We start from the raw sequence: 23185 nt of genomic DNA, 5'->3' as shown, positions 1-23185 counted from the left end.
TTTTGAGATGACATTGATAACACAGCCCCTTCGACAGAAATACAACGTAGCCTTGATGCTACTCGTCTTTCTAGTGAGCACACTTTCTCAAAGTGTGTCGTGGGCTGCTATTGATGCACATCAGCCACACCATAACGTGCACATCGACAGTCTTGAAAAAAAGCACGTTAATAAGCAGGCTAACAAAACGTTATCAAACGCTAGTCACCCTCCATGTAAAAGCAGCGAAGCGTCTGCAATTCAAGCAGAGCGCGATGAAACGCATGCCGCAAGCACGTTAGACGCCTCTAGTACAGGTGTAATGGATTGTTGTGGTGAACTATGCCAATGCCCCGTTAATGTGTGTGCAAGCTTTGCTTCTGTTGCCATCCTTGTCAATGCGCTTCATATAGATATTAATCAAGTTAATACCTATCGTGTTGAATCTCGCGTCGACGCCCCTTCATTAATCAGCTCTCCTCAATTTAAGCCCCCCAAAACACATATCGCAGGATAGATCCCTCTTGTGAATAGCAAAGGCTATTCGGTTTTGGCAGTAATGCCGTAATGATTCTGTGGTAATTGGTATGTTTTACTTGTTGAGAAATATAATGCCGAGTGTTCCTCGGTCCGTGCTGTACGTTGGCGTGCTATCACTTATTGGGATGTCACCTCTCGCGTTTAGTTACCCGTTAACGTTGCAAGAAGCACAATCGCTAGCGGTGCAACATGACCCGCTATTAAAGGGGAGTGAGTGGCGGGAAAAAGCATTGTCAGCAGAGAAAGTAGCGGCGGATACATGGGAAAACCCCATAATGTCCACTTCACTTATGAACCTTCCAGTAAATGGGTTTTCACTCAGCCAAGAACCGATGACCCAATTCAAGGTAGGCATAAAACAACGGCTTCCTCGTGGCGAAACAAATGCAATTAAAAGCACGGTTTTCGATTTAAAAGCGCGTCAAGAGATGCTGATAAGAGAAGGGCGTCGTTGGCAGTTGATAAACGATGTTTCCCAACTTTGGTTAAATTGGTATCACAGTGAGCAAAAAAAGCGAGTATATAACGCGCAAATACAGCTATTAAAACCGCTGTTAGAAGTTACCGAGTCGCGATACAGGCAGGGAGTCAATCAGTCGCAACAACAAGATGTCTTAAACGTTCGTATGGCAATGCTTCGCTTACAAGATGACCTTACCCAAGCTGACCTTGACAGTCGCACTGCAATTGCTGACATGTCGGTTTATTGGGATGCACCAGCGCAGGGCGCGCCAACCTTACCAGATACGTTTTCTTTTCCGCAAACCCCGACGTTGCTTGATACTGTGAAGCGCGCTGAACCTGTTGCGTTAATGACCTATCACCCTAGTGCCCACCAACTCGCACTTAATGAAAAGATAGCAAGACAGAACCTTGCATTAGCGAACGAAACCGGTAAACCGCAATGGGCAATAGAAGCAAGCTATGGGCATCGGCAAGAGGCGCAAAATGGTGCCAGCCGGGCTGATTTCTTCTCGATAGGGGTTCAAGTAGACCTTCCTTACTTTACCACGAGTAAACGAAACGCAGAGACTGATGCCGCGTCGGCTCGCATGCATGCTGCTGCCACCGACTTTCGCCTACGCGTTAGAGAATTAGCGGCTCGTGCGCTATCTCTTCAGGAAAAACTCTCGGTGTTGCAGCAGAGAAAGGCGCTATATGAGTCTGGACTTTTGCAGCAATCAAAAGACCTGATAGAGGTAAGTCTTGCAAGCTATACCAGCGACGCGGGCAGTTTTAATGACGTTATTGATGCAAGTATTAACCGTATGAACGTAGAGCTTGAATCGCTAAGTATAGAAACACAAATTATGCGGGTTATCAGCGAACTTACCTCTCTTTATATTCCAGCCGTCACCGTCGCTGAAAAGCTGAATGTTGAGATAGTTAACACCCCAGATGGTATTGAAGGACAAGATGTTGGAGTAGTCACTCATGAAGGCTAATGTACTAATGCTTTGTAGCGCGTTGCTAGGCGCGCTATTAACGTATGTTGTAATGAATGAACAGAACGACGCCGTTGACGATGCGCAGCAAGCGCCGCTTTATTGGGTTGCGCCAATGGATGATAGCTATCGAAGAGATGGCCCTGGAAAGTCACCCATGGGCATGGACCTAGTGCCTGTTTACGACACTGTAAGCCCGTCTGATAAGCCGGCTACTGGTGTGGTGCGAATCCCCGCTAATGTACAACAAAATATGGGAGTAAAAACTGAAATCCTATCGGTGGGCCCATTAGCATCGCAAGTGAGGGGCTATGGTACGGTGTCTCTGGATGAATCTGCAATTGTGCACGTTCATCCGCGTGTTGAGGGGTGGATTGAAACACTATTTGTAAAAGCCGAAGGCGACAGGGTGGAAAAGGGTCAACCACTTTACACGCTTTATTCTCCGCAGTTAGTAAGCGCTCAAGAGGAATATATAATTTCACTTAAGCGAGGCGATGAGCGGTTAGCGAAAAGTGCCCGTGAACGCTTAGAAGCACTCAATTTGTCTGACGAGATTATCGACTCGCTTAACCGTACCCGAGTAGTGTCTCAGACCGTTACGTTTTATGCACCGCAAAGCGGTTTTCTAGAAACGCTAAATGTCAGAGAAGGCTTTTTTATCAAGCCCGGTAATACGCTGATGAGTATCGGTAGATTAGATTCTGTATGGATTGATATTCATATATTAGCCCGCCATATGTCTCGTATTCAGTTAGGCGATGATGTTTTGGTTACGTCTGATGTGATCCCTCAAACGGTGTGGACAGGACGTGTTGATTATATTTACCCCATGCTGGACAAACAGCAACGTACTTCAACGCTGCGGGTCGTTCTTGATAACAAAGACACATTGTTGCGGCCTAACATGTATGTCATGACAGCAATCAATGTAACGAACAATAAACCTGTGCTACGTGTACCTCGCCAGTCTGTTATTCAAGTAGCAGGTCAAAGCCGGTTGGTATTGGGTTTAGGAAATGGAGAATTTAAGTCAGTAAATATCGAAACAGGCGACAATGATGACCGTTATGTAGAGGTTGTCGACGGTGTTCTGCCTGGTGACACCATTGTTACCTCGTCCCATTTTCTAATTGATTCTGAGTCTGCGAAGTCTTCTGACTTTATGCGTATGTCCGAGCCAGACAATCAGGCCACGGTTTCGGGGGTCATTACAGGTAAATCCGATATAAACGAAAATGGAAGTGGCACATTAAGCACATTAACGATTGCAAGAGATGCCATCCCGAAGTGGGGAAGAGATGCTGATGAAATGACGTTTGAGGTATCGCCACACATCGACGTTGCGTCTTTTGGCGTAGGTGATGCCGTTACCTTCACGTTCGTTGCTGGTGATTTCTCTATTATCGATATTAACCATGCCTCATCAAAAAGCATACAGCATCATGAAGACATGGGGCACGAGCATATGTCCAATGAGGCCATGGGAAATAAGAAGACGAAACATAAAGACATGCATCATGAGGGTATGAATCATGATTAGTGCAGTCATAAAGTGGTCGATAGGCAATCGAATACTGGTTCTAATTGCTACTGTAGCCATAGCAATAGCAGGTTACCTCTCTGTTATTACCACGCCCGTAGACGCTATCCCCGATTTGTCTGATGTACAAGTCATTGTTAAAACGACCTACGCAGGGCAATCGCCACAGGTGGTAGAGGATCAAATTACGTATCCACTTACTACAGCATTAATGGCGGTGCCAGGGGCGAAGACGGTAAGAGGTTTCTCGTTCTTTGGTGATTCGTACATCTATATCATTTTTGATGAGGATACTGATTTATATTGGGCCAGAAGCCGTGTGCTGGAATATTTGAGTCAGAGCAGTGACCAACTTCCTGAAGGCGTACGTCCTGAAATAGGGCCGGATGCGACCGGAGTTGGCTGGGTATATATGTATGCACTTGTTGACGAAAGTGGAGCGCTTGATAGTGGTGAGTTGAGGGCATTACAAGATTGGTTCTTATCTTATGAGCTTCGGACGGTGCCAGGTGTTTCCGAGGTCGCCAGTGTAGGCGGTATGGTTAAGCAGTTTCTTATTGAGGTCAATCCACAGAAACTGCGTGCTTATAATATACCGCTCTCACTTATTGAAACGGCAGTTAAGCAAGGTAACCAAGAGGCTGGTGCATCGGTGATTGAAATGGCCGAGGCCGAATACATGGTAACGGTATCTGGCTATCTCTCCACGCTGTCTTCTATTTCTCATTTACCACTAGGCGTGGCGATAGATGGTGTTCCTCTCAAGATAGACGATGTTGCCGAGGTCTATGAGGCGCCGCTTATGCGACGAGGTGTCGCTGAGTTAAACGGCGAAGGTGAGGTGGTCGGCGGCATTATAGTTATGCGTGCTGATGAAAATGCGAAAGCGGTAATAGATAACGTTAAAGTAAAAATAGCAGCGTTGCAGCGTGGCTTACCCAAAGGCGTAAATATTGTACCTGTGTACGACCGTTCAACCTTAATCACCCGCGCTACTGATAACCTTTTTGATAAATTAGTAGAAGAGTTGTTTGTTGTGGGGGCGGTGTGTCTTATATTTCTCTTTCATGTTCGTTCATCGCTTGTTGCTGTTATAAGCCTTCCCATTGGTATTCTTTTGTCTTTTATCGCCATGAAAGTGCAGGGGATAAATGCGAATATAATGTCGCTAGGTGGTATTGCGATTGCGATTGGTGCAATGGTTGATGGGGCCATTGTCGTGGTAGAAAACGTGCATAAGCATATTGAAAAGGAACAGCAAAAGGGAGATGTCATAACCAGCGCTCATCGATGGTCGATTGTCACAAAGGCGACCCTAGAAGTTGGCCCTGCTTTATTCTTTTCATTGTTAATTATTACGGTTTCTTTTGTTCCTGTGTTTGCATTAGAAGCGCAAGAAGGAAGGTTATTTTCTCCGTTGGCATTCACAAAAACGTATGCCATGGCCGGTGCAGCGTTACTCGCTATCACACTTGTTCCTGTATTGGCAGGATATTTGGTAAAAGGGCGTATTCGTAGTGAGCAAGCAAACCCAGTTAACCGATGGCTTGAAAGCGCCTATACACCGCTATTAACGCGCGCGCTGAGACATCCTTGGAAGGTCGTTGTTATAACACTCGCCATAATGATATCGACCTTGTGGCCGCTTTCAAAATTGGGTAGTGAATTCATGCCCTCACTTGATGAGGGAGACTTAATGTATATGCCAACTACCTATCCGGGGATTGCCATCGGTAAAGCCCGAGAGTTACTTCAGCAGACTAATAAGCTCATTCTTACCGTTCCCGAAGTTGAATCTGTGTTTGGTAAAGTCGGACGTGCTGATACCGCAACCGATCCGGCACCACTAACAATGATTGAAACCTTTATCCAACTAAAGCCAAAGTCACAATGGCGTGAGGGCTTAACGTTAGACGGTTTGAAAGAGGAGCTTAACAGTAGGGTTGATTTTCCCGGGGTCACCAATGCATGGGTGATGCCGATTAAAACGCGTATAGACATGTTGGCTACGGGGATCAAAACGCCCGTCGGAATAAAAGTTGCGGGCGCTAACCTTGAAGATATTGAGCGAATTGGGCAAAAAATAGAACAGCTTTTGGTTAATGTAGAAGGAACTGCGTCGGTTTTTTCAGAACGTGTGGTGAGCGGTAGATATATCGATATCCACTTAGACAAAGAAAAAGCGGCAAGATACAACTTGAACGTTACTGATATTCAGCAAATGATATCCAGTGCGGTGGGAGGGCGTGTTATTACCCAAACGGTTGAGGGGCGGGTGCGTAGCCCTGTAACCTTGCGCTATCCGCAATCGTACCGAGACTCCCCTGAATCATTAGCGGCGCTGCCAATTGTTACACAGCAAGGCGCGCAACTATCACTTGGCGATATAGCGAGCATTGAGGTCAACGTTGGCCCTACGGGCATCAAAAGCGAAAATGGACGTTTAAACGGTTGGGTATTTATCGATATTGACGAATCAGATATCGGGGGATATGTTGAAAACGCTAAAGCTTATCTTGCAGAAAACTTGTCACTGCCCGTGGGATATTCGTTGACGTGGGCGGGGCAATTTGAATATCTCGCGCGTGCAAAAGCAAAACTAAATCTCGTGATACCTTTTACTGTAGCCATTATTTGTCTGTTTCTGTTTTTTGCGTTTGGTCGCGTGATTGACGTGTTGTTAATTGCGCTGTCGTTGCCACTTGCCGTTGTTGGAAGTATTTGGTTAGTTTACCTAATGTCATTTAACTTATCGGTTGCGGTGGGCGTAGGACTTATCGCATTAGCAGGGGTAGCGGTTGAGGTCGGGGTTATCATGCTGGTGTATTTGCATCAATCTGTAAATGAGGTGAAAAACCTACGGGTCGGTGAGTCTACATTAACGAGAGATGAACTAGACCGTGCCATTGTGGAAGGGGCGAAACATCGGCTTAGGCCCATTATGATGACGTCGCTGTCTATTATACTTGGCCTGATGCCGGTTTTATTCTCGACAGGCACCGGTGCTGAAATAATGAGACGAATTGCAGCCCCGATGGTAGGAGGAATGGCAAGCGCATTGTTACTAACCTTATTTGTACTACCCGTGCTGTATTCGTTAGTCGTTCGCCATCCAGTGACATCGAATAACTAAGGAAAAAAAGGGAGGGTAAGCCTCCCTTTTTTATTGCTGGATTAGTGCGCTTTTGCGTAGTTTTCTACTTTCTGCCAGACACGAAGTACGTTGCCACTTAATATTTTTTCGATGTCAGGTTGGCTATAGCCTCTGTTTAACAGGCCCTGCACAAGGTTTGGGAAGCTCGCGACGTCTTTAAGCCCAATAGGCAAAGAGTCACCCACACCATCATAATCTGATCCAATACCGACGTGTTCAATACCAATTAATTTTACGACATGGTCGATATGATCAAGCACTTCATCGAGCGTTGAATACGGGTAGGGCACCTTTTTACGATAGCTGTCTTCGAAGTTCTCTAGCTTAGGACTATCTTCGCCTTCAGCTTCTATTAGTGCTTTTCGTGCCTGTGTTAACCCTGTACGCCACTGTCCGGCTTCTTTTGTCACAAAGCTAGAGCCAAAATTAATCATAATGACGCCGCCATTGTTGCCCAGCGCTTTTATCATGTCGTCATTCATATTACGTTCGAAGCCTGGCGTGAACCGACGTAACGACGAGTGAGAAGCAATAACGGGTACCTTGGTGAGCTCGATAACTTGGTAAAACGCATCGTCAGATACATGTGAAATATCTAGCATAATGCCAATATTGTTCATCTCGGTTACAAGGGTTTTACCGAAGGGGCTTAACCCTTTCCATTGCCTACGTAAATCGTAAGATGAGTCTGATATATGATTAGATTGGCTGTGTGCCAAGGTTATATAACGAATACCGCGTTCATAAAACGCTTTCAAATTTTCGAGATTCCCTTGAATAGGTGAGCCGTTCTCCATGCCCATTGGCAAAGAAATTATGCCTTTGGAAAAATGAGACTTTACCTCTGAAACGCTTTTTGCGATGGCAAATTTATCTGGCGCGCGCGCGACAATGGCTTCGACTGAATCGATTAGTAGGTGCGCCAGTTGTGTCGATTCTGGAGAGTTATCAAGGCTTGCCGGAACGTAGATAGACATGAATGGCGCATTTAACCCACCTTCTAGGGCACGTGGGTAGTCAAAGTCTCCGTCTTCAGTTGCTTTTGTGACATCTACCCATTTGTTTTTGACGCGATACGGCACATCAATATGCCCATCTACTATGATGGTTTCTTTCGCGATGGTTCTCGCTTTTTCTGATGCGGTGTAGACGGGCGCTTCAGCATTGACAGATGCTGAGGAAAATAATGTGGCAAATGCAATAGCCATCGACGTAAGAGATGACGTCCTCTTCATAACAACCTTCCTTTTTACAAAATGTTTAGGGCCGCAAAAGTACGCATTTATGCGTACTTAACGTAGGGTAACGCATCGACTTGAGCGAGCAAAACGTACTGTTTCTCATTCATCATCAACGAATCATTCACTATTACATAGTGTGGTGGATAACGCACGCGGAACGGGAGTAGGTTCTTCATAGCGGGTTAGGGGATAGTTTTCTGGACAATCAAAAAGCGGGCGTTGTTGACATTTTTTTGCTGCGAGTGAGAGCAAAGACGCCAGATGCAGCGAGATTGTATGTTTTTAGAGCATTTGACCTTGTTTACTTTAAGTTTACATTGCAATAAAAATTTAAACCTTGCTATTGTGTCGGTGCGTGACTTCTAAGCGTGAATACGGGATACTCCCACAAGGCTCGCCGATAGTAGATTAAGACAATTCATGTCGTGCGCGCGAGCAACACATTTTTCGTGATACCCCTGCCTCTCAAATTATAAAGGGGTCACACCAGACAAGTATGAGAAATAAATATGGCTATGAATTTTGTACCGCTAGATAAAGAAAAACATAAAGACGTAAAAGTCGCGGTAAGTGCTAAGTTTGAATTTGCAAAGAATACCCACCTTGCTGCAGCAACCATCCGCGAGTTCGCGCAACTTGCTGCTACCATGCCGCTTGTATTCATCGAAGATCCTAAGTCAAAGCGCCACCATGTGGTTGCAATGCTTGGTATGGAACAAAATCAGAACTTGTTCCTAACGGGCGAGACGTGGAAAGGTCCTAATGTTCCAATGAACATTCTTCGTTACCCGTTTGACGTACGCCCTGATGGTGAAAAGTTGGGTGTATACATTGACGAAAACAGTGACCTTATCAACGATGAAGGCAAAACGCTTTTCACTGATGAAGGTGAAGCGACAGAATTCTTGCAGAATCGCCAACAATTTTTGGCTGATTTAGCAAACAGCGAAATGCTTACGCAGCGCTTTGTACAGCAAGTGGTTGAATTGGACCTTCTTGATCCAATTCAAATCCGTCTTACTTACCAAGATGGTGCACAGCGCAACGTAACTGGCATGATGAGCATTAACGAGAAAAAACTTCTCGAGTTATCTGACGAAAAAGTCTTAGAGCTTCACAAAGCAGGTTTCCTGGGCGCAATGTACGCTGTGATGATGTCTGTTGGCCAACTTAACCGTTTAGTTGAGCTGTCAAACGACACAGAAAACCCAATCCGTAACATGCAACTATCTGTTGCACCAGCGGACGCTGCCACTGAATAATTGGTAAGCAAAATACACCTTCAAAAAACCCCGCATTGAGCGGGGTTTTTTATTGTATGGCTAAGCGCCATTCTGTCGTTTCCTCGTAAGCGCATTCCCTTATATTTTTTTGTTTCAGTAAAATTAAATCCTTACTATTTTTGCGTCTTTTTTCTATGCCTTATCAGCCACTTCCTTTTTTACCTGTATGTATGAACAGTTAAAGCCCAATAAATACGGGGGCTTCAGAGTGCTTTTTCACTTGACAGTGGGGATCATTGATACCTAAACTGTCAATCAGTGGGTAAATGTGGCGAATTGTGGATCAAGTCATCATCACTTTGCAGATTAGTACTCAAATAATAAGAAAACCAAGAGCACAAAATAAAAGAAGGCTAGGGGAATGTTCCGCGGCGCTAACGCAATCAATCTGGATACAAAAGGCAGACTGGCTATACCTACGAAGTATCGCCAATCGCTGCTGGATGATTGTAATGGACAGCTAGTCTGCACAGTCGATACACAACAAAGTTGTTTGCTACTTTACCCACTTCCCGAATGGGAAGAAATTGAGCTTAAGTTGATTAAGCTTTCAAGTATGGTTCCTGCAGAACGCCGCATGCAGCGTTTACTTCTAGGCCATGCATCTGAAGGGGAAATGGATAAGAGCGGTCGTATTCTTATCCCAACGCCGCTTCGTCATCACGCTACACTCTCAAAAGAAGTCATGTTAGTGGGTCAACTCAATAAGTTTGAAATATGGGATGCAGATGTTTGGGCATCACAAATCGAAATGGATATCGATACCGAACGCAAGGGTGAATTTGAATTGACTGAACGTTTACAGGATTTCTCACTATGACCGACAATGCTACGTTTACACACATCTCTGTACTCCTAGAAGAGTGTATAGAAGCACTTGCGATAAAACCTAATGGTATCTATATCGATGCAACATTCGGTCGTGGCGGTCATTCAGCGCGCATTTTAGAGGCGCTCGGTACTAGCGGTAAACTCATCGCTTTCGATAGAGACCCGCAAGCGATTAAAGCCGCAGAGCGATTCGCGAATGATGAACGCTTTCACATTATCCATACGCCGTTCGGTGACATGGCAGACGAAATCGATAAACTCGGGCTTACCGGTAAAATTGACGGCGTGTTGATGGATTTAGGCGTGTCGTCACCCCAGCTCGATGACGCTGAACGTGGGTTTAGCTTTTTGCGTGACGGTCCACTTGATATGCGTATGGACACGTCGAAAGGGCAAAGTGCTGCCGATTGGCTCGCAACGGCAGAAGAACAAGATATCACACAAGTTATTAAAGAATTTGGTGAGGAAAAGTTTGGCAAACGTATCGCTCATGCCATTGTCAATACGCGCGAGGAAACACCCATAACGCGTACCGCTCAATTAGCCGACATTATCGACAAAGCGGTACCGGTCAAAGATAAGTTCAAGCATCCTGCAACGCGTGCATTCCAAGGTATACGCATTTATATAAACGCAGAGCTAGAGCAGTTACGCGTGGGGCTAAAAGCCGCAACACAGGTTTTAGCGAAAGAAGGGCGCCTTGCGGTTATCTCGTTCCATTCATTGGAAGACCGATTAGTAAAACGCTTTATTAAAGATCAAAGCAAAGGAAAGGTAGTACCGCACAACCTTCCGATAACGCAGGCTGAAATAGATGCCGATAAAGTATTAAAAGCGTTAAGTCGGGCCATTAAACCCTCTCAACAGGAGATCGCGAACAATGTTCGCTCCCGCAGTTCCGTATTGAGGGTTGCCGAAAAACTATGACGCAACGGACATCAAACGTAGCAGGAACCAACTTTAAGTTACTGCTTATCATTGTCTCAGATTTGACCCGCAACAAGTTGCGGGTTTTGTTGTATTTGATGGTTATTGTTACTGCCATGTCTGTCACCCTTAGTAGCCACCATAATCGTCAGCAAGTCATTGCGCTTGAAGACCTCATGCAAGAAAAAGACGCGCTTGACGTGGAATGGCGAAACCTTGTTCTTGAGCAACGTGCGCTGACTGAACACAACCGTATTGAAAGCCTTGTTGAAAAACAATTAGGTATGTATCGACCCACTGCAGACGACGAAGTCGTAGTGAGGCTGAAATGACGAACACCACACCTAAGCGTAAAAGCAGCAAATCGGGCGCTAAACAGAATGTAACGCCAAGTTTAGTGCATTGGCGATTTGTCGTTGTGCTGCTTGTCGTGATTAGCGTGTTTGCTGCGTTGGCAGCACGTGCCGCTTTTATTCAGGTTATTGAGCCTGATGAGCTCATTCAGCAAGGTGACAGCAGAACCCTGCGTACTCGCAATATGCCCACTTATCGCGGGCTTATTACCGACCGAAATGGCGTTGAATTAGCCGTAAGTGTGCCGGTTAGGGCTATTTATGCCGACCCTAAAGTGATTCATGACAACAAAGGCTTTGAGCGGGTGCGCCGCTGGGAAGCGCTTGCAGATGTCTTAGGCCAAGATGTAGCGTCATTGCAAGAAAAGGTGTCTAACCCTAAACGCCGTTTTGTGTATCTTCAGCGCCAAGTGTCACCGGCTATGGCTGAATACGTAGATAAGTTAGATATCCCTGGTATTTACTTACGCAGAGAAAGTCGCCGCTATTACCCTACCGGTGAAGTTGCTGCACAACTTATTGGTGTGACCAACGTTGATGATACAGGGGTGGATGGTTTAGAGCGTATGTACGATGATTGGCTAACGGGTACACCGGGTTCGCGCAAAATTCGCCGTGACGCCAAAGGTCGTCAAGTTGAGATCCTCGAAACCACTTCGGGTGAGGATGCAGGCAATTTACAGTTAACTATCGACCAACGCATTCAGGCATTAGCATACAAAGAAATTAAAGAAGCCATGATTTATTATCAGGCAAGCTCGGTGTCGGCCATGGTAATCGACGTCAAAACCGGCGATGTATTGGCGATGGTAAACGCGCCTTCTTTTAACCCTAACGATCGCAGTGACATTTCGCCGCATAGAATGCGTAACCGCGTTATTACCGATGCATTTGAACCTGGCTCTTCGCTTAAGCCACTGGCGGTGCTAACGGCTCTTGAATTCGGTGATGTTACGCCGCAAGACACCGTGGATACGTACCCTGGTTGGATGCGATTAGGCGGGAGCTTAGTGAAAGACAGCCGAAACTATGGCGAGTTATCACTAGAAGAAATCATTCAGCACTCTAGCAATATGGGTACCTCCAAGCTTGCGCTTTCTGTTCCTAAACAGTTCTTACTCGATACCTATTACAATATGGGGCTAATGAGCGATACCGGACTCAATATGGCCGGTGAAAGCAGCGGGATTTTTCATGAGCGAAGCCGTTGGTCTGAGTTTGAACTTGCGACGCTGTCGTTTGGTTACGGTATATCGGTGACCACTGCCCAGCTGGCAAGGCTTTACACCACACTGGCAAATGGTGGCGTTAAACAACCTCTCAATATTATTAAGTCGCCTCAGCAAACGTCCTGGCAGGGACAATCTGAACGGGTTATTAGCGAGACGAACGCTAATGCTATTGTCGAAATGATGGAAAGTGTAACGCAGCGTGGCGGTACGGCGAGAAAAGCTGCAATTCCTGGGTACCGTGTTGCCGGTAAGACGGGAACGTCCAGAAAAGCGGTGGCAGGTGGCTATGGCGAAGAATATGTGAACATTTTTGCAGGTATTGCACCGGTTTCAGACCCGCGTCTTGTGACAGTAGTTCTTATTAATGAACCGGGCGGTGATTTGTATCATTCCGGTGATACCGCAGCCCCTGTGTTTTCATCAATAATGGGCGGGGCATTGCACTTACTGAATATTGCGCCAGATGATAAACAAGTAACCTCTGGTACCTGGTTGAAAGGAGGGGAAAGTGGTAGTTAGTGCATTTATTCAAAGCGCAAAGGTATTACTTGCCAAGTTCGGGGTGGATGCCCCTGATATTCGTATAGAAGGTCTGACGTTAGATAGTCGTGAGGTCAATACGCGGTTAGCCTTTGTCGCGGTAAAAGGGCACGAACTTGATGGTCGGGAATTTATCCCACAAGCAATCAGTCTTGGTGCGCGCGTCATACTGGCGCAAACTGAAGACAGCAACGCGCACGGCGCGATGGAAATGCGAGACCACTCGGTCATTATTAGTCTGTATGATTTACCCAGTATGCTATCTGGGTTGGCCGCGGCGTTTTACGATTACCCCGCGCAAAAAATGACTACGGTCGCTGTTACGGGCACCAACGGAAAAACTTCTACAGTTCAATTGGTTACTCAGCTAAAAGATGCTCTAGGCCATCGTAGTGCCAGTGTTGGTACACTGGGAAGTAGTGTTTACGAAGGTGAAAATACGCAGTGGAATGTTACCGCTGCGGCGAACACCACACCCGATGCAATCAGTCTTCAATACTTGTTGGCAGACTTTGTGCAAGCCGAAGTGCGCCACTGCGCATTTGAGGCGAGTTCTCATGCATTGGTACAAGGGCGTTTAGGGCAGGTAAAAACTGACATTGCGGTGTTTACTAATCTTACCCGCGATCACCTCGATTATCACGGCACCATGGAAGAATACGCAAAAGCTAAACGGCTTTTACTTAATCAGCCCGGCTTACGCTGGGTGGTGCTAAATGCTGATGATCGCGAAAGTAAACAATGGGATCGCTATGCGCCTTCGGACATTGAACGAGTATGGATAGGCACAGACGACGCTATTCAGCGTGAATATTCACACAATACATCAGCACATCGCCATTGTTTCGCCACATCTATTTCATACCATGATGCAGGCTGCACGTTCACATTGAACAGCTCATGGGGAACGGCGCCTGTGACGGTACCGTTATTCGGGCAGTTTAATGTAAGCAATGTGTTGTGTGCCGTTGCCACCTTGTTGGCAGAGAGTGAACGTTTTGAAGATGTTATTAGTGTGGTGAATGCGATTACACCGGTACCTGGGCGAATGGAAGTGTTCCCTATTAACGGCGCGGCCAATCTTGTGGTCGATTATGCGCATACACCCGATGCGCTTGTAAAGGTATTAGACAGTGCGAGGGCGCATGCCACGGGCAAAGTGTGGTGTGTATTTGGTTGTGGCGGCGACCGTGATAAAGGTAAGCGCCCATTGATGGGAAGTGCAGCGCAGCGCGGCGCTGATTGGGCAGTCATTACTACCGACAACAGCCGTAGCGAAGCGCCCGAGTCCATTGCCAACGATATCGTTGCCGGGTTTAACGATACAACAAACGTATTGATAGAGCCGCAGCGCGAGGCGGCCATACGCCTTTGTCTCGACAAAGCAGAAGCAAATGACATTATCATCGTGGCGGGGAAAGGCCACGAGGACTATCAAATCATAGGTTCACAGAAAACTAATTATAATGAACGTGACGTTGTAGCGCGTCTACAACAGGAGTACAGCAAATGATAGAAACGACACTATCATGGGTCGCAAGCCAAATAAACGGCGTGCTTCACGGGCAAGACTGCAGCATAAACGCAGTTAGCACCGACACCAGAACCATCGAAGAAGGCGCTATTTACCTTGCGCTTAAAGGGCCTAACTTTAACGGCCACCAATTTGTTAGCGCGGCGGAACGTGCCGGCGCAACGGCAATTGTTGCAAGCGAAGACGTAGAAACAACGTTACCCATTATTCGGGTAGAAGATACCAAGTTGGCGCTAGGTTTATTAGGCGCAGCGGTAAAGAAAGAGGTTGCACCACGTACTATTGCGATTACCGGAAGCAGCGGTAAAACAACGGTTAAAGAAATGTGTGCTGCTATTTTATCTCGTCGTGGCAACGTTTTGGCCACCAACGGTAATTTTAATAACGACATCGGCGTTCCATTAACGTTACTTCGCCTTGAAAAGCAACATGACTATGCGGTGATGGAGCTAGGCGCTAATCATTTAGGCGAAATTGCTTATACCACTGACCTTGTTAAGCCTGATGTCGCTACCATTGTGAATGCGGCGGCCTCGCACTTAGAAGGGTTTGGTAGCTTGCTAGGCGTAGCGAGAGCGAAAAGCGAAATATTTAAAGGACTAGGTGAAAACGGTGTTGCCATCGTTAATGCAGATAGCCAATTTGCTGACTTTTGGTTTGGTAAGCTTAAACGCAACCGTACGTTGTCTTTTTCCCCTGACTCGAAAAGCCAAAGTGATTTTACCGCCAGTGATATCACAATTGGACTTGATGGCTGTGCTGCATTTCAACTTCACTGCCCAGAGGGCGAAGTGGCTATTCAGCTTACTATTCCTGGTATTCATAATGTAGGTAATGCTTTAGTGGCTGCTGCGCTTACATTGCAAGTGGGAGCCAGTTTAGAAAATGTGCGCGACGGTTTGCTTTTGATGAAGCAAGTCAGTGGCCGCTTAAATGTAAAAGTGTTAACTGAACAAGTGCGCTTGCTTGATGACACCTATAACGCAAACGTTGCTTCGGTCAACGCCGCTATTGATACGCTCAGTACGTTCTCAGGCATCAATGTGCTGGTATTGGGCGATATGAAAGAGCTTGGCGAGAAAGCCCGCTTTTATCACGAACAGGTCGGTAATTATGCCAAGAGCAAGGGTATTCACTACCTCTACACCATGGGCGTGTTAAGTCAATCAGCTAGCGACGTCTTTGGTACACAGGGCGGCCATTTTAGTGATATTGCCAGTGTAGTACATGCCATGGAAAACGACTTATTGTCTCGACAACAAGATATTTCAATTTTAGTCAAAGGTTCGCGCAGTTCCAAAATGGAGCGCGTGGTAGAGGCAATTGAGGCCTCTGCGCTGGGAAAGCTTGATAGCCGTCGGGAGCGAATAGCATGTTAATGTGGCTGGCCGAGTGGCTTACACAATATGATACTGGGTTTAATGTTTTTTCTTATTTAACCCTACGGGCAATATTAAGCACGCTGACTGCGTTGCTGATAGCCATTTTTATCGGGCCTAAAATGATTCGATATTTGCAGCGTATGCAGATTGGTCAAACCGTAAGGGATGACGGGCCAGAAAGCCATTTATCGAAGTCGGGCACACCAACAATGGGCGGGCTATTAATTTTAGCCGCCATCGTTGTGAGTGGTTTGTTGTGGGCCGACCTTACGAACCGATATGTGTTGGTTACGCTTACCGTGGTAGTCGCATATGGAATTATCGGTTTTGTTGACGACTATCGTAAAGTGATTAGAAAGGACGCAAAAGGGCTTATCGCACGCTGGAAGTATTTTTGGCAGTCTGTTATTGCGTTAGGCGTTGCATTTTACCTGTATAGCAGTGCTACATTAAGTGCTGAAACATCACTTCTGGTTCCTTTTTTCAAAGAAGTCTTTCCTCAACTAGGTATTTTCTTTGTCATCATTACGTATTTTACGATTGTGGGCACTAGCAATGCGGTTAACTTAACGGATGGGCTGGATGGCTTAGCTATTGTTCCAACCATCCTCGTGGCTGGCGCATTTGCCGTCTTTGCGTATGTTACGGGTAACGCTAATTTTGCTTCATACCTAAATATTCCGCATATTCCGCTCACCAGTGAGTTAGTTATTGTATGTACCGCAATGGTGGGGGCAGGGCTTGGCTTTTTATGGTTTAACACCTATCCGGCGCAAGTATTTATGGGCGATGTGGGTTCACTTGCATTAGGCGGTACGCTGGGGGTTTTAGCCGTGCTTGTTCGACAAGAAATCGTACTTATCATTATGGGTGGGGTGTTTGTAATTGAAACACTGTCTGTCATTTTGCAGGTCGGTAGCTACAAACTACGCGGCCAGCGCATCTTCAGAATGGCGCCCATCCATCATCATTATGAATTAAAAGGCTGGCCAGAACCTCGCGTCATCGTAAGGTTTTGGATTATTTCTATCATTTTAGTCCTCGTTGGGCTTGCAACGCTGAAACTGAGATAATGAGTTATAACATTCGCTCGCATTCTTATGTCGTAGGTGGCCTTGGCGTCACCGGGCAGGCATGCGTGCGTTTTTTACTTGAAAACGGCGCATCGGTTAAGGCCTTCGATACGAGGGGGCTTAACCCTGCACAGAGCAATGCAATGGAACTGCCTGTTGATATTGCATCAAGTCCGCTTTCTATCCAGTATTTTGATGGTGTTGATACGTTGATATTAAGTCCAGGCTTATCGCCAGACATTCCAGAAGCGCAATTAGCTCGCCGTGCTGGTGTTGAGATCATTGGCGACGTGGAATTGTTTGCACGAATTAACGCTAAGCCCTGCGTTGGCATTACTGGGTCAAACGGTAAAACGACCGTTACCTTGTTGCTAACCCATATTTTGAATGCGTGTGGCGTTAAGGCTATCGAAGCCGGCAATGTGGGCCGTCCCGTTCTCGAAACGCTCAACGCCAATGCGGATGTTGTGGTGTTAGAACTCTCGAGTTTTCAATTAGAGACCACTTCAAGCCTTCGCCTTCAAGGCGCGAGTATTTTGAACCTGTCAGATGATCACTTGGACAGGCACGGTACACTGGCCGATTATGCGCAAGCAAAACAGCGTATTTTTATGCATTGCGATACGTCAATTGTATGGCGAGATGGCAATGTTGCACCTGCGAAAGCGTTGGCCAATACCATAGAGTATGGGTTAACACAGACCGATACTGGTTTTGGCTTAACAGGCAGCCAAGTAACGTTCAACGCAGATGTTGTTCTTGATACGCAAGATATAACGCTGGTGGGAACACACAATATCTTAAATGTGATGGCGGCGTTGGGTCTATGTCACGTATTAGGTGTAGATGTAAAGCGCGCCGCGTCGGCGGTAAGCTCGTTTGTATCTGCACCGCATCGCTGTATTGAAATCGCCACGTGCAATGGCGTTCGGTATATTGATGACTCGAAAGCGACGAATGTTGGCGCCACTATCGCAGCAATTGAAGGGCTAGCGCCAGTTGTAGCGGGCGACATTATTCTCATTGCTGGTGGTGATGCAAAAGGGGCTGATTTAAGCGCACTTGCACCGCATTTTGCTCAGCATGTGTCTGCAGTTATTGCGTTAGGAAAGGATCGAGACGCCTTTGTACCGCTGCACCCATCGACACACCTTGTCGGTACAATGCACGATGCGGTCAATGAAGCCAGTCGAATAGCTAAGCAGGGTGATGTTGTACTGCTCTCTCCAGCCTGTGCAAGTATTGATATGTTCTCAAACTACATAGAACGGGCTGACGTATTTGCAAGCGCTGTCAGGGAGGTTGTTGCAGCATGACTACCGCCACGACAAAATTAAGTGAATTGTTTGCTGCACGTTTTGACGGTGATCAAAAGCAGACGCCGTACGATGTTGGCCTGATTGTCGTTGCTATTACACTGATGAGTATCGGTATCATTATTGTCACGTCGGCGTCGATGCCCGTTGCAGATCGCCTTCACGATAACCCCTTCTATTTTGCTATTAGGCACGGCATCTATATTGTTTGCGCGCTAGTTGCAGCTATGGTGGTGTTAGAGCTACCTATGCAATTTTGGCGAACGGCCAACCCTTATTTATTATTGGCGGCGATTGGCTTACTTGTCACCGTATTGCTAATAGGACGTACGGTCAACGGAAGTACACGTTGGCTGGCTATCGGGCCTATTACGATTCAGGCCGCCGAGCCCGCTAAGCTCTTTTTCTTTGCTTATTTGGCTGGCTATTTGGTGCGTCGCTATGAAGAGGTAACCGAAAACTTAAAGGGGTTTATCAAACCGCTTGGTGTGTTCTTTGTACTTGCGATGCTGTTGCTACTTCAACCTGATCTTGGAACTGTCGTCGTTATGTTTGCCACGACAATAGGGTTGTTGTTTTTAGCTGGCGCAAAACTGTGGCAATTCTTTGCACTGGTATTCGCCGGTTTAATGGCTGTAGTTGCGCTTATCGTATTTGAGGAATACCGTTTAAAACGCGTTACCTCATTCCTTGACCCGTGGGCAGACCCATTTGGGGCGGGTTACCAGTTAACACAGTCACTCATGGCCTATGGAAGAGGGAACTGGTTTGGTCAGGGCTTAGGAAATAGCTTACAAAAGCTAGAGTTTTTGCCTGAAGCGCATACCGATTTCGTGATGGCAATATTGGCTGAAGAGTTAGGTTTTATTGGTGTATTAAGTGTACTTGGCCTGATTCTGTGGATGGTTATCCGTGCACTGCGAATAGGTAACAAAGCGCTTGAGAAAAATAGACCGTTTGATGGTTACTTGGCCTACAGTATTGGTATCTGGTTTAGCTTTCAAACTGCCGTCAACATTGGTGCCAGTGCAGGGATTCTCCCCACCAAAGGCCTGACACTTCCACTGGTCAGTTATGGCGGCTCGTCGCTTATTATTATGAGCATAGCCGTGGCGATTTTATTGCGTATTGATTTCGAACTTCGCGTTGATGGTGTTCAGGCGTTAGGGCGTAAAGATAAGCCGAAAAGTAAACGCCCTGTGCAGGTAAAAGAGGACGTTGAGGCAATACACAGCACTGCCGCGCCCAAGGTTACCAAAGGTGACGCTAAGGAAGACGAGGGTAAAGCAGGTATAAAAGCCATTCTCGCTCGCGTAGCGCAGGAGGCCGATAATGAGTAAAACGTGCCTTATTATGGCTGGTGGAACGGGCGGTCATGTTTTTCCTGGCCTTGCGGTTGCTCACGCGCTGAAAAATGAAGGGTGGACGATTCACTGGTTAGGCACCGCTGAACGTATGGAAGCGGATGTAGTACCTTCACACGATATTCCCATTCACTTTATCCCAGTGAAAGGGATAAGAGGTAAGGGGTTATCCGCTAAGCTTAGCGGTGTTATCGCATTAGCAAAAAGCATGTTTTCTGCACGTCGAATTATAAAACGCATCAACCCGGATATTGTGATTGGGTTTGGAGGTTATGCAAGCGGACCTGGCGGGGTGGCAGCGAGAACGCTGGGAATTCCTCTAGTAGTGCACGAACAAAACGCAGCCGCAGGTATGACGAATAAGTTGTTGGGCAGAATTGCTCAGCGTATTTTACTTGGCTTCGACGACGCAAAAACTCAATTTAGCAGTAATTCAGACACTATCTATACGGTAGGCAACCCAGTTAGAGAAGCGATTTCGTGTATCGATAGCCTTACATCGAAACGCGGTTCATCACTGCGTATGCTGGTGGTGGGGGGCAGTTTAGGCGCAAAAATATTAAACGACACCGTACCGCTGCTTTGTAGCGAATTTGACGGTTTGTCGATTAAGCATCAATGCGGTAAGGGCAATAGCCAAGACGTGAAGGCAGCCTATGCTGCTGCGCGAGGTGATGTCGAGGTGAGTGACTTTATTGACAACATGGCGGCCGCCTACGCGTGGGCAGATTTTATTGTTTGTCGTGCTGGTGCTTTAACCGTTGCAGAAGTTGCAGCCGCCGGACGTGCGGCGATATTTGTGCCGTTGCCTCATGCGGTTGATGACCATCAGACAAAAAATGCATTGTCATTAGTAAAACACGATGCAGCGATAATGATCGCGCAATCGTCATTAAAAGAGAATTTAGGGCAAGCAGTCAGGCATTGGCTAACCGCGCCAGACGACTGTTTTAAGATGGGAGCGTTGGCACAAAAACATGCCACGCTCGATGCCACAGAACAAGTAGTACGCCACTGTAAATCAGTGCTAGGAGAAGGGGAGTAATGGTGTTTAAAACCCCATTTGAAAGCCCGCAAATGCGACGGGTCAGTAATATATTTTTTATTGGTATCGGTGGCGCCGGTATGGGCGGTATTGCTGAAGTTCTGTTGAACGAAGGGTATCGTATTTCAGGCTCTGATATACAAGCCGGTGCAATGACAAAGCGGTTAAGTGATTTAGGCGTGAATGTTAAGATAGGGCATAAGTCTGAGAACGTCGATGGTATGGACGTCGTGGTGGTTTCCAGCGCCATCAACGAGGCTAACCCTGAAATTATTACCGCTAGAGAGCGTCGAATTCCTATTATTCGTCGCGCTGAAATGCTCGCTGAGCTTATGCGATTTAGACACGGAATTGCGGTTGCCGGTACGCACGGTAAAACGACCACAACCAGTTTACTTTCTACTATTTTCGCAGAAGCGCAATACGACCCTACGTTTGTTATCGGTGGTTTACTTAATAGTGCGGGTACCAACGCGCGATTAGGAAAAAGTCGTTACCTTATCGCTGAAGCAGATGAAAGCGATGCCTCTTTTCTTCACTTACAGCCCATGGTGTCGGTAGTGACGAATATCGAAGCAGACCATATGACCACCTATGGCGGTGACTTTTCAAAAGTAAAAGACACGTTTGTTGAATTCTTAACAAACCTGCCTTTTTATGGGCAAGCAATCGTTTGTGGCGATGATGCAAATATTCAAGAAATCCGTCCTCGTGTTGGACGAAATATTGTTACTTATGGCTTTGAAGCGCATAACGACGTTCGCGCTGAAAATGTGCGTTTGTCGTACGGTAAAGCACATTTCACGGCACTTCGCCCTAATAAAGCCCCACTGAATATTACCCTTAATCTGACGGGTAACCACAACGTATTAAATGCACTCGCGGCTATCGCGGTAGCAACCGATGAAGGTATCGACGATGAGGCCATTGTCAATGCACTGGCTAATTTTGGCGGTATAGGTCGTCGATTTGAATTATTGGGTAATTTCAGTACTGAAAAAGGCGAGGTGTGTTTAGTCGACGACTATGGTCATCACCCTACAGAGGTGCGCGCAACAATAAGTGCAGCAAGGGCAAATTGGCCAGATAAACGTTTAGTTATGGTTTATCAGCCGCACCGATATTCTCGTACACGAGACCTTTATGAAGACTTTGTAGAGGTGTTATCAAGTGTTGATACGTTGCTATTACTCGATGTTTACGCTGCAAGCGAACAGCCCATTGAAGGCGCTGATAGCAAATCGCTTTGTCGGTCAATTCGACAGCGCGGTGATATTGAACCTGTTTATGTGGGCGCAAGTGAGGCGTTGCCCAAGATATTAGCCAATATTTTGCAAGATGGCGATGTCGTAATGACACAAGGCGCTGGCAATATAGGTGCTGTTGCCAAGCAACTTGCAAAAAGCAAACTAGAGCCCTCTCGCCTGCAGCAGGAAGGAGAGGCATGATGCGCATAAGACAACATACCCCTCAGGAATACGGGAAAGTGGCCGTGTTACTCGGCGGCGATTCTGCCGAACGTAACGTATCGCTTAACTCGGGAACCGCGGTGCTCAATGCACTGCTTAGGCAAGGTGTAAACGCCATTGCATTTGATCCTGCAGAGCAACCACTTACCGAATTGCTCGCATTGAAAGTAGACCGGGTTATCATCATGTTGCACGGTCGCGGAGGCGAAGACGGGTCGATGCAAGGCGCGTTACAACTGCTGAAAATTCCGTACACAGGAAGCGAAGTATTAGGTTCTGCACTGGCGATGGATAAAATTCATACTAAGCAGGTGTGGCAAAGTTTAGGCCTACCTACTGCAAAATATGAAATAGCTGATAAAAGGCACTTTGAAGCTGGTAAGTGCAGCGCTATAATGGAAAAATTGGGTAATGAAGTCATGGTAAAGCCGGCCCGAGAAGGGTCGAGTATCGGCATGGCGCGAGTAACAAGCGCAAACGAGCTTAATGCTGCCATTCAAGAAGCGTTTAATTACGATAACCAAGTGTTGTTAGAGCAGTATATTGACGGCCCAGAGTTTACTGTGTCAGTGCTACAAGGGCAGGCGCTGCCATCAATTCGAATGTCTACGCCACATACGTTCTACGACTACGCAGCCAAGTACCAAGATAATACGACAGAATATTATTGCCCAAGTGGTTTGTGCGACGAACAGGAATCACAGCTGGCAACGCTTGCATCAAGAGCCTTTGATGCAATATCGGGCAGCGGGTGGGGACGCATAGATGTTATGCAGGACAGTAAGCGACAGTTTTATTTGCTAGAAGCGAATACGGTACCTGGTATGACTGAAAAAAGCTTGGTGCCGAAAGCGGCTAAAGTCGCAGGGTTGTCGTTTGATGAGTTAGTGTTGGCAATATTGTCTACCAGCGTGAAAAGTGAGCGTGGTTAATA

General features: G+C 46.6%; 18 protein-coding genes. 17 read left to right on the top strand and 1 reads right to left on the bottom strand.

What is annotated here, in order from left to right:
- Positions 1–7: 7 nt before the first annotated feature.
- The 4 genes from ACOJRU_RS13320 (at position 8) to ACOJRU_RS13305 (ending at position 6640) form a co-directional block, all read left to right on the top strand.
- Positions 8–496 carry a hypothetical protein gene (locus ACOJRU_RS13320; protein WP_421132225.1) on the top strand — a complete coding sequence of 163 codons (489 nt, stop codon included), beginning with the start codon at positions 8–10 and terminating at the stop codon, positions 494–496.
- Between the two features lie 70 nt (positions 497–566).
- Positions 567–1964 carry a TolC family protein gene (locus tag ACOJRU_RS13315; RefSeq protein ID WP_421132224.1) on the top strand — a complete coding sequence of 466 codons (1398 nt, stop codon included), beginning with the start codon at positions 567–569 and terminating at the stop codon, positions 1962–1964.
- Positions 1954–3507 carry an efflux RND transporter periplasmic adaptor subunit gene (locus ACOJRU_RS13310; RefSeq protein ID WP_421132223.1) on the top strand — a complete coding sequence of 518 codons (1554 nt, stop codon included), beginning with the start codon at positions 1954–1956 and terminating at the stop codon, positions 3505–3507. Before ACOJRU_RS13315 ends, ACOJRU_RS13310 begins: the two co-directional genes overlap by 11 nt.
- A complete protein-coding gene (locus ACOJRU_RS13305; RefSeq protein ID WP_421132222.1) occupies positions 3500–6640 on the top strand; it encodes an efflux RND transporter permease subunit in 3141 nt (1046 codons plus the stop codon). Before ACOJRU_RS13310 ends, ACOJRU_RS13305 begins: the two co-directional genes overlap by 8 nt.
- Positions 6641–6681: 41 nt before the next feature.
- Here the strand turns inward: ACOJRU_RS13305 and ACOJRU_RS13300 are convergent, their stop codons facing one another.
- Positions 6682–7896, bottom strand: a complete 1215-nt coding sequence (locus tag ACOJRU_RS13300; RefSeq protein ID WP_421132221.1) for a dipeptidase — start codon at positions 7894–7896, stop codon at positions 6682–6684.
- A 515-nt stretch (positions 7897–8411) separates the two neighbouring features.
- On the opposite strand from ACOJRU_RS13300, the gene ACOJRU_RS13295 reads away from it, so the two are divergent.
- The 13 genes from ACOJRU_RS13295 (at position 8412) to ACOJRU_RS13235 (ending at position 23183) form a co-directional block, all read left to right on the top strand.
- Complete coding sequence (locus ACOJRU_RS13295) at positions 8412–9164, top strand: SapC family protein (RefSeq protein ID WP_421132220.1); 753 nt, start codon at positions 8412–8414, stop codon at positions 9162–9164.
- Positions 9165–9546: 382 nt separating this feature from the next.
- Entirely contained in the window at positions 9547–10005 is a 459-nt protein-coding gene (gene mraZ / locus ACOJRU_RS13290; protein WP_421132219.1) for a division/cell wall cluster transcriptional repressor MraZ, read from the top strand.
- Positions 10002–10943: a 16S rRNA (cytosine(1402)-N(4))-methyltransferase RsmH gene (gene rsmH / locus ACOJRU_RS13285; protein ID WP_421132218.1), complete on the top strand. Its 942-nt coding sequence runs from the start codon at positions 10002–10004 to the stop codon at positions 10941–10943. The genes mraZ and rsmH overlap by 4 nt, the downstream gene beginning before the upstream one ends.
- Positions 10940–11275, top strand: coding sequence for a cell division protein FtsL (gene ftsL / locus ACOJRU_RS13280; protein WP_421132217.1), 336 nt, complete (start codon positions 10940–10942; stop codon positions 11273–11275). The genes rsmH and ftsL overlap by 4 nt, the downstream gene beginning before the upstream one ends.
- Complete coding sequence (locus ACOJRU_RS13275; RefSeq protein WP_421132216.1) at positions 11272–13047, top strand: peptidoglycan D,D-transpeptidase FtsI family protein; 1776 nt, start codon at positions 11272–11274, stop codon at positions 13045–13047. Before ftsL ends, ACOJRU_RS13275 begins: the two co-directional genes overlap by 4 nt.
- Positions 13037–14581, top strand: a complete 1545-nt coding sequence (locus ACOJRU_RS13270; RefSeq protein ID WP_421132215.1) for a UDP-N-acetylmuramoyl-L-alanyl-D-glutamate--2,6-diaminopimelate ligase — start codon at positions 13037–13039, stop codon at positions 14579–14581. The genes ACOJRU_RS13275 and ACOJRU_RS13270 overlap by 11 nt, the downstream gene beginning before the upstream one ends.
- Positions 14578–15981: a UDP-N-acetylmuramoyl-tripeptide--D-alanyl-D-alanine ligase gene (locus ACOJRU_RS13265; RefSeq protein WP_421132214.1), complete on the top strand. Its 1404-nt coding sequence runs from the start codon at positions 14578–14580 to the stop codon at positions 15979–15981. Before ACOJRU_RS13270 ends, ACOJRU_RS13265 begins: the two co-directional genes overlap by 4 nt.
- Positions 15975–17057 (top strand): phospho-N-acetylmuramoyl-pentapeptide-transferase, encoded by a 1083-nt coding sequence (gene mraY, locus ACOJRU_RS13260; protein ID WP_421132213.1) that lies wholly within the window; start codon positions 15975–15977, stop codon positions 17055–17057. Before ACOJRU_RS13265 ends, mraY begins: the two co-directional genes overlap by 7 nt.
- Positions 17057–18373 (top strand): UDP-N-acetylmuramoyl-L-alanine--D-glutamate ligase, encoded by a 1317-nt coding sequence (gene murD / locus ACOJRU_RS13255; protein WP_421132212.1) that lies wholly within the window; start codon positions 17057–17059, stop codon positions 18371–18373. The genes mraY and murD overlap by 1 nt, the downstream gene beginning before the upstream one ends.
- Entirely contained in the window at positions 18370–19713 is a 1344-nt protein-coding gene (gene ftsW / locus ACOJRU_RS13250) for a cell division protein FtsW (protein ID WP_421132211.1), read from the top strand. The genes murD and ftsW overlap by 4 nt, the downstream gene beginning before the upstream one ends.
- The gene (gene murG / locus ACOJRU_RS13245; protein ID WP_421132210.1) at positions 19706–20782 is read left to right on the top strand and encodes an undecaprenyldiphospho-muramoylpentapeptide beta-N-acetylglucosaminyltransferase; all 1077 of its coding nucleotides are present in this window, start codon (positions 19706–19708) and stop codon (positions 20780–20782) included. Before ftsW ends, murG begins: the two co-directional genes overlap by 8 nt.
- The gene (murC, locus tag ACOJRU_RS13240; protein WP_421132209.1) at positions 20782–22230 is read left to right on the top strand and encodes a UDP-N-acetylmuramate--L-alanine ligase; all 1449 of its coding nucleotides are present in this window, start codon (positions 20782–20784) and stop codon (positions 22228–22230) included. The genes murG and murC overlap by 1 nt, the downstream gene beginning before the upstream one ends.
- Positions 22227–23183, top strand: a complete 957-nt coding sequence (locus ACOJRU_RS13235; RefSeq protein WP_421132208.1) for a D-alanine--D-alanine ligase — start codon at positions 22227–22229, stop codon at positions 23181–23183. The genes murC and ACOJRU_RS13235 overlap by 4 nt, the downstream gene beginning before the upstream one ends.
- The last annotated feature ends 2 nt before the right edge of the window (positions 23184–23185 follow it).

Source organism: Alteromonas algae, assembly GCF_049117195.1.
Lineage (GTDB): Bacteria > Pseudomonadota > Gammaproteobacteria > Enterobacterales > Alteromonadaceae > Alteromonas.
The sequence above is the reverse complement of the archived record's forward strand: the minus strand, read 5'-3'. Positions and strand labels throughout refer to the sequence as shown.

Coding starts and splice junctions, on each gene's coding strand:
- ACOJRU_RS13320 (WP_421132225.1), top strand. CDS start 8: ATGACATTGATAACACAGCCCCTTCGACAGAAATACAACGTAGCCTTG.
- ACOJRU_RS13315 (WP_421132224.1), top strand. CDS start 567: ATGTTTTACTTGTTGAGAAATATAATGCCGAGTGTTCCTCGGTCCGTG.
- ACOJRU_RS13310 (WP_421132223.1), top strand. CDS start 1,954: ATGAAGGCTAATGTACTAATGCTTTGTAGCGCGTTGCTAGGCGCGCTA.
- ACOJRU_RS13305 (WP_421132222.1), top strand. CDS start 3,500: ATGATTAGTGCAGTCATAAAGTGGTCGATAGGCAATCGAATACTGGTT.
- ACOJRU_RS13300 (WP_421132221.1), bottom strand. CDS start 7,896: ATGAAGAGGACGTCATCTCTTACGTCGATGGCTATTGCATTTGCCACA.
- ACOJRU_RS13295 (WP_421132220.1), top strand. CDS start 8,412: ATGGCTATGAATTTTGTACCGCTAGATAAAGAAAAACATAAAGACGTA.
- mraZ (WP_421132219.1), top strand. CDS start 9,547: ATGTTCCGCGGCGCTAACGCAATCAATCTGGATACAAAAGGCAGACTG.
- rsmH (WP_421132218.1), top strand. CDS start 10,002: ATGACCGACAATGCTACGTTTACACACATCTCTGTACTCCTAGAAGAG.
- ftsL (WP_421132217.1), top strand. CDS start 10,940: ATGACGCAACGGACATCAAACGTAGCAGGAACCAACTTTAAGTTACTG.
- ACOJRU_RS13275 (WP_421132216.1), top strand. CDS start 11,272: ATGACGAACACCACACCTAAGCGTAAAAGCAGCAAATCGGGCGCTAAA.
- ACOJRU_RS13265 (WP_421132214.1), top strand. CDS start 14,578: ATGATAGAAACGACACTATCATGGGTCGCAAGCCAAATAAACGGCGTG.
- mraY (WP_421132213.1), top strand. CDS start 15,975: ATGTTAATGTGGCTGGCCGAGTGGCTTACACAATATGATACTGGGTTT.
- murD (WP_421132212.1), top strand. CDS start 17,057: ATGAGTTATAACATTCGCTCGCATTCTTATGTCGTAGGTGGCCTTGGC.
- ftsW (WP_421132211.1), top strand. CDS start 18,370: ATGACTACCGCCACGACAAAATTAAGTGAATTGTTTGCTGCACGTTTT.
- murG (WP_421132210.1), top strand. CDS start 19,706: ATGAGTAAAACGTGCCTTATTATGGCTGGTGGAACGGGCGGTCATGTT.
- murC (WP_421132209.1), top strand. CDS start 20,782: ATGGTGTTTAAAACCCCATTTGAAAGCCCGCAAATGCGACGGGTCAGT.
- ACOJRU_RS13235 (WP_421132208.1), top strand. CDS start 22,227: ATGATGCGCATAAGACAACATACCCCTCAGGAATACGGGAAAGTGGCC.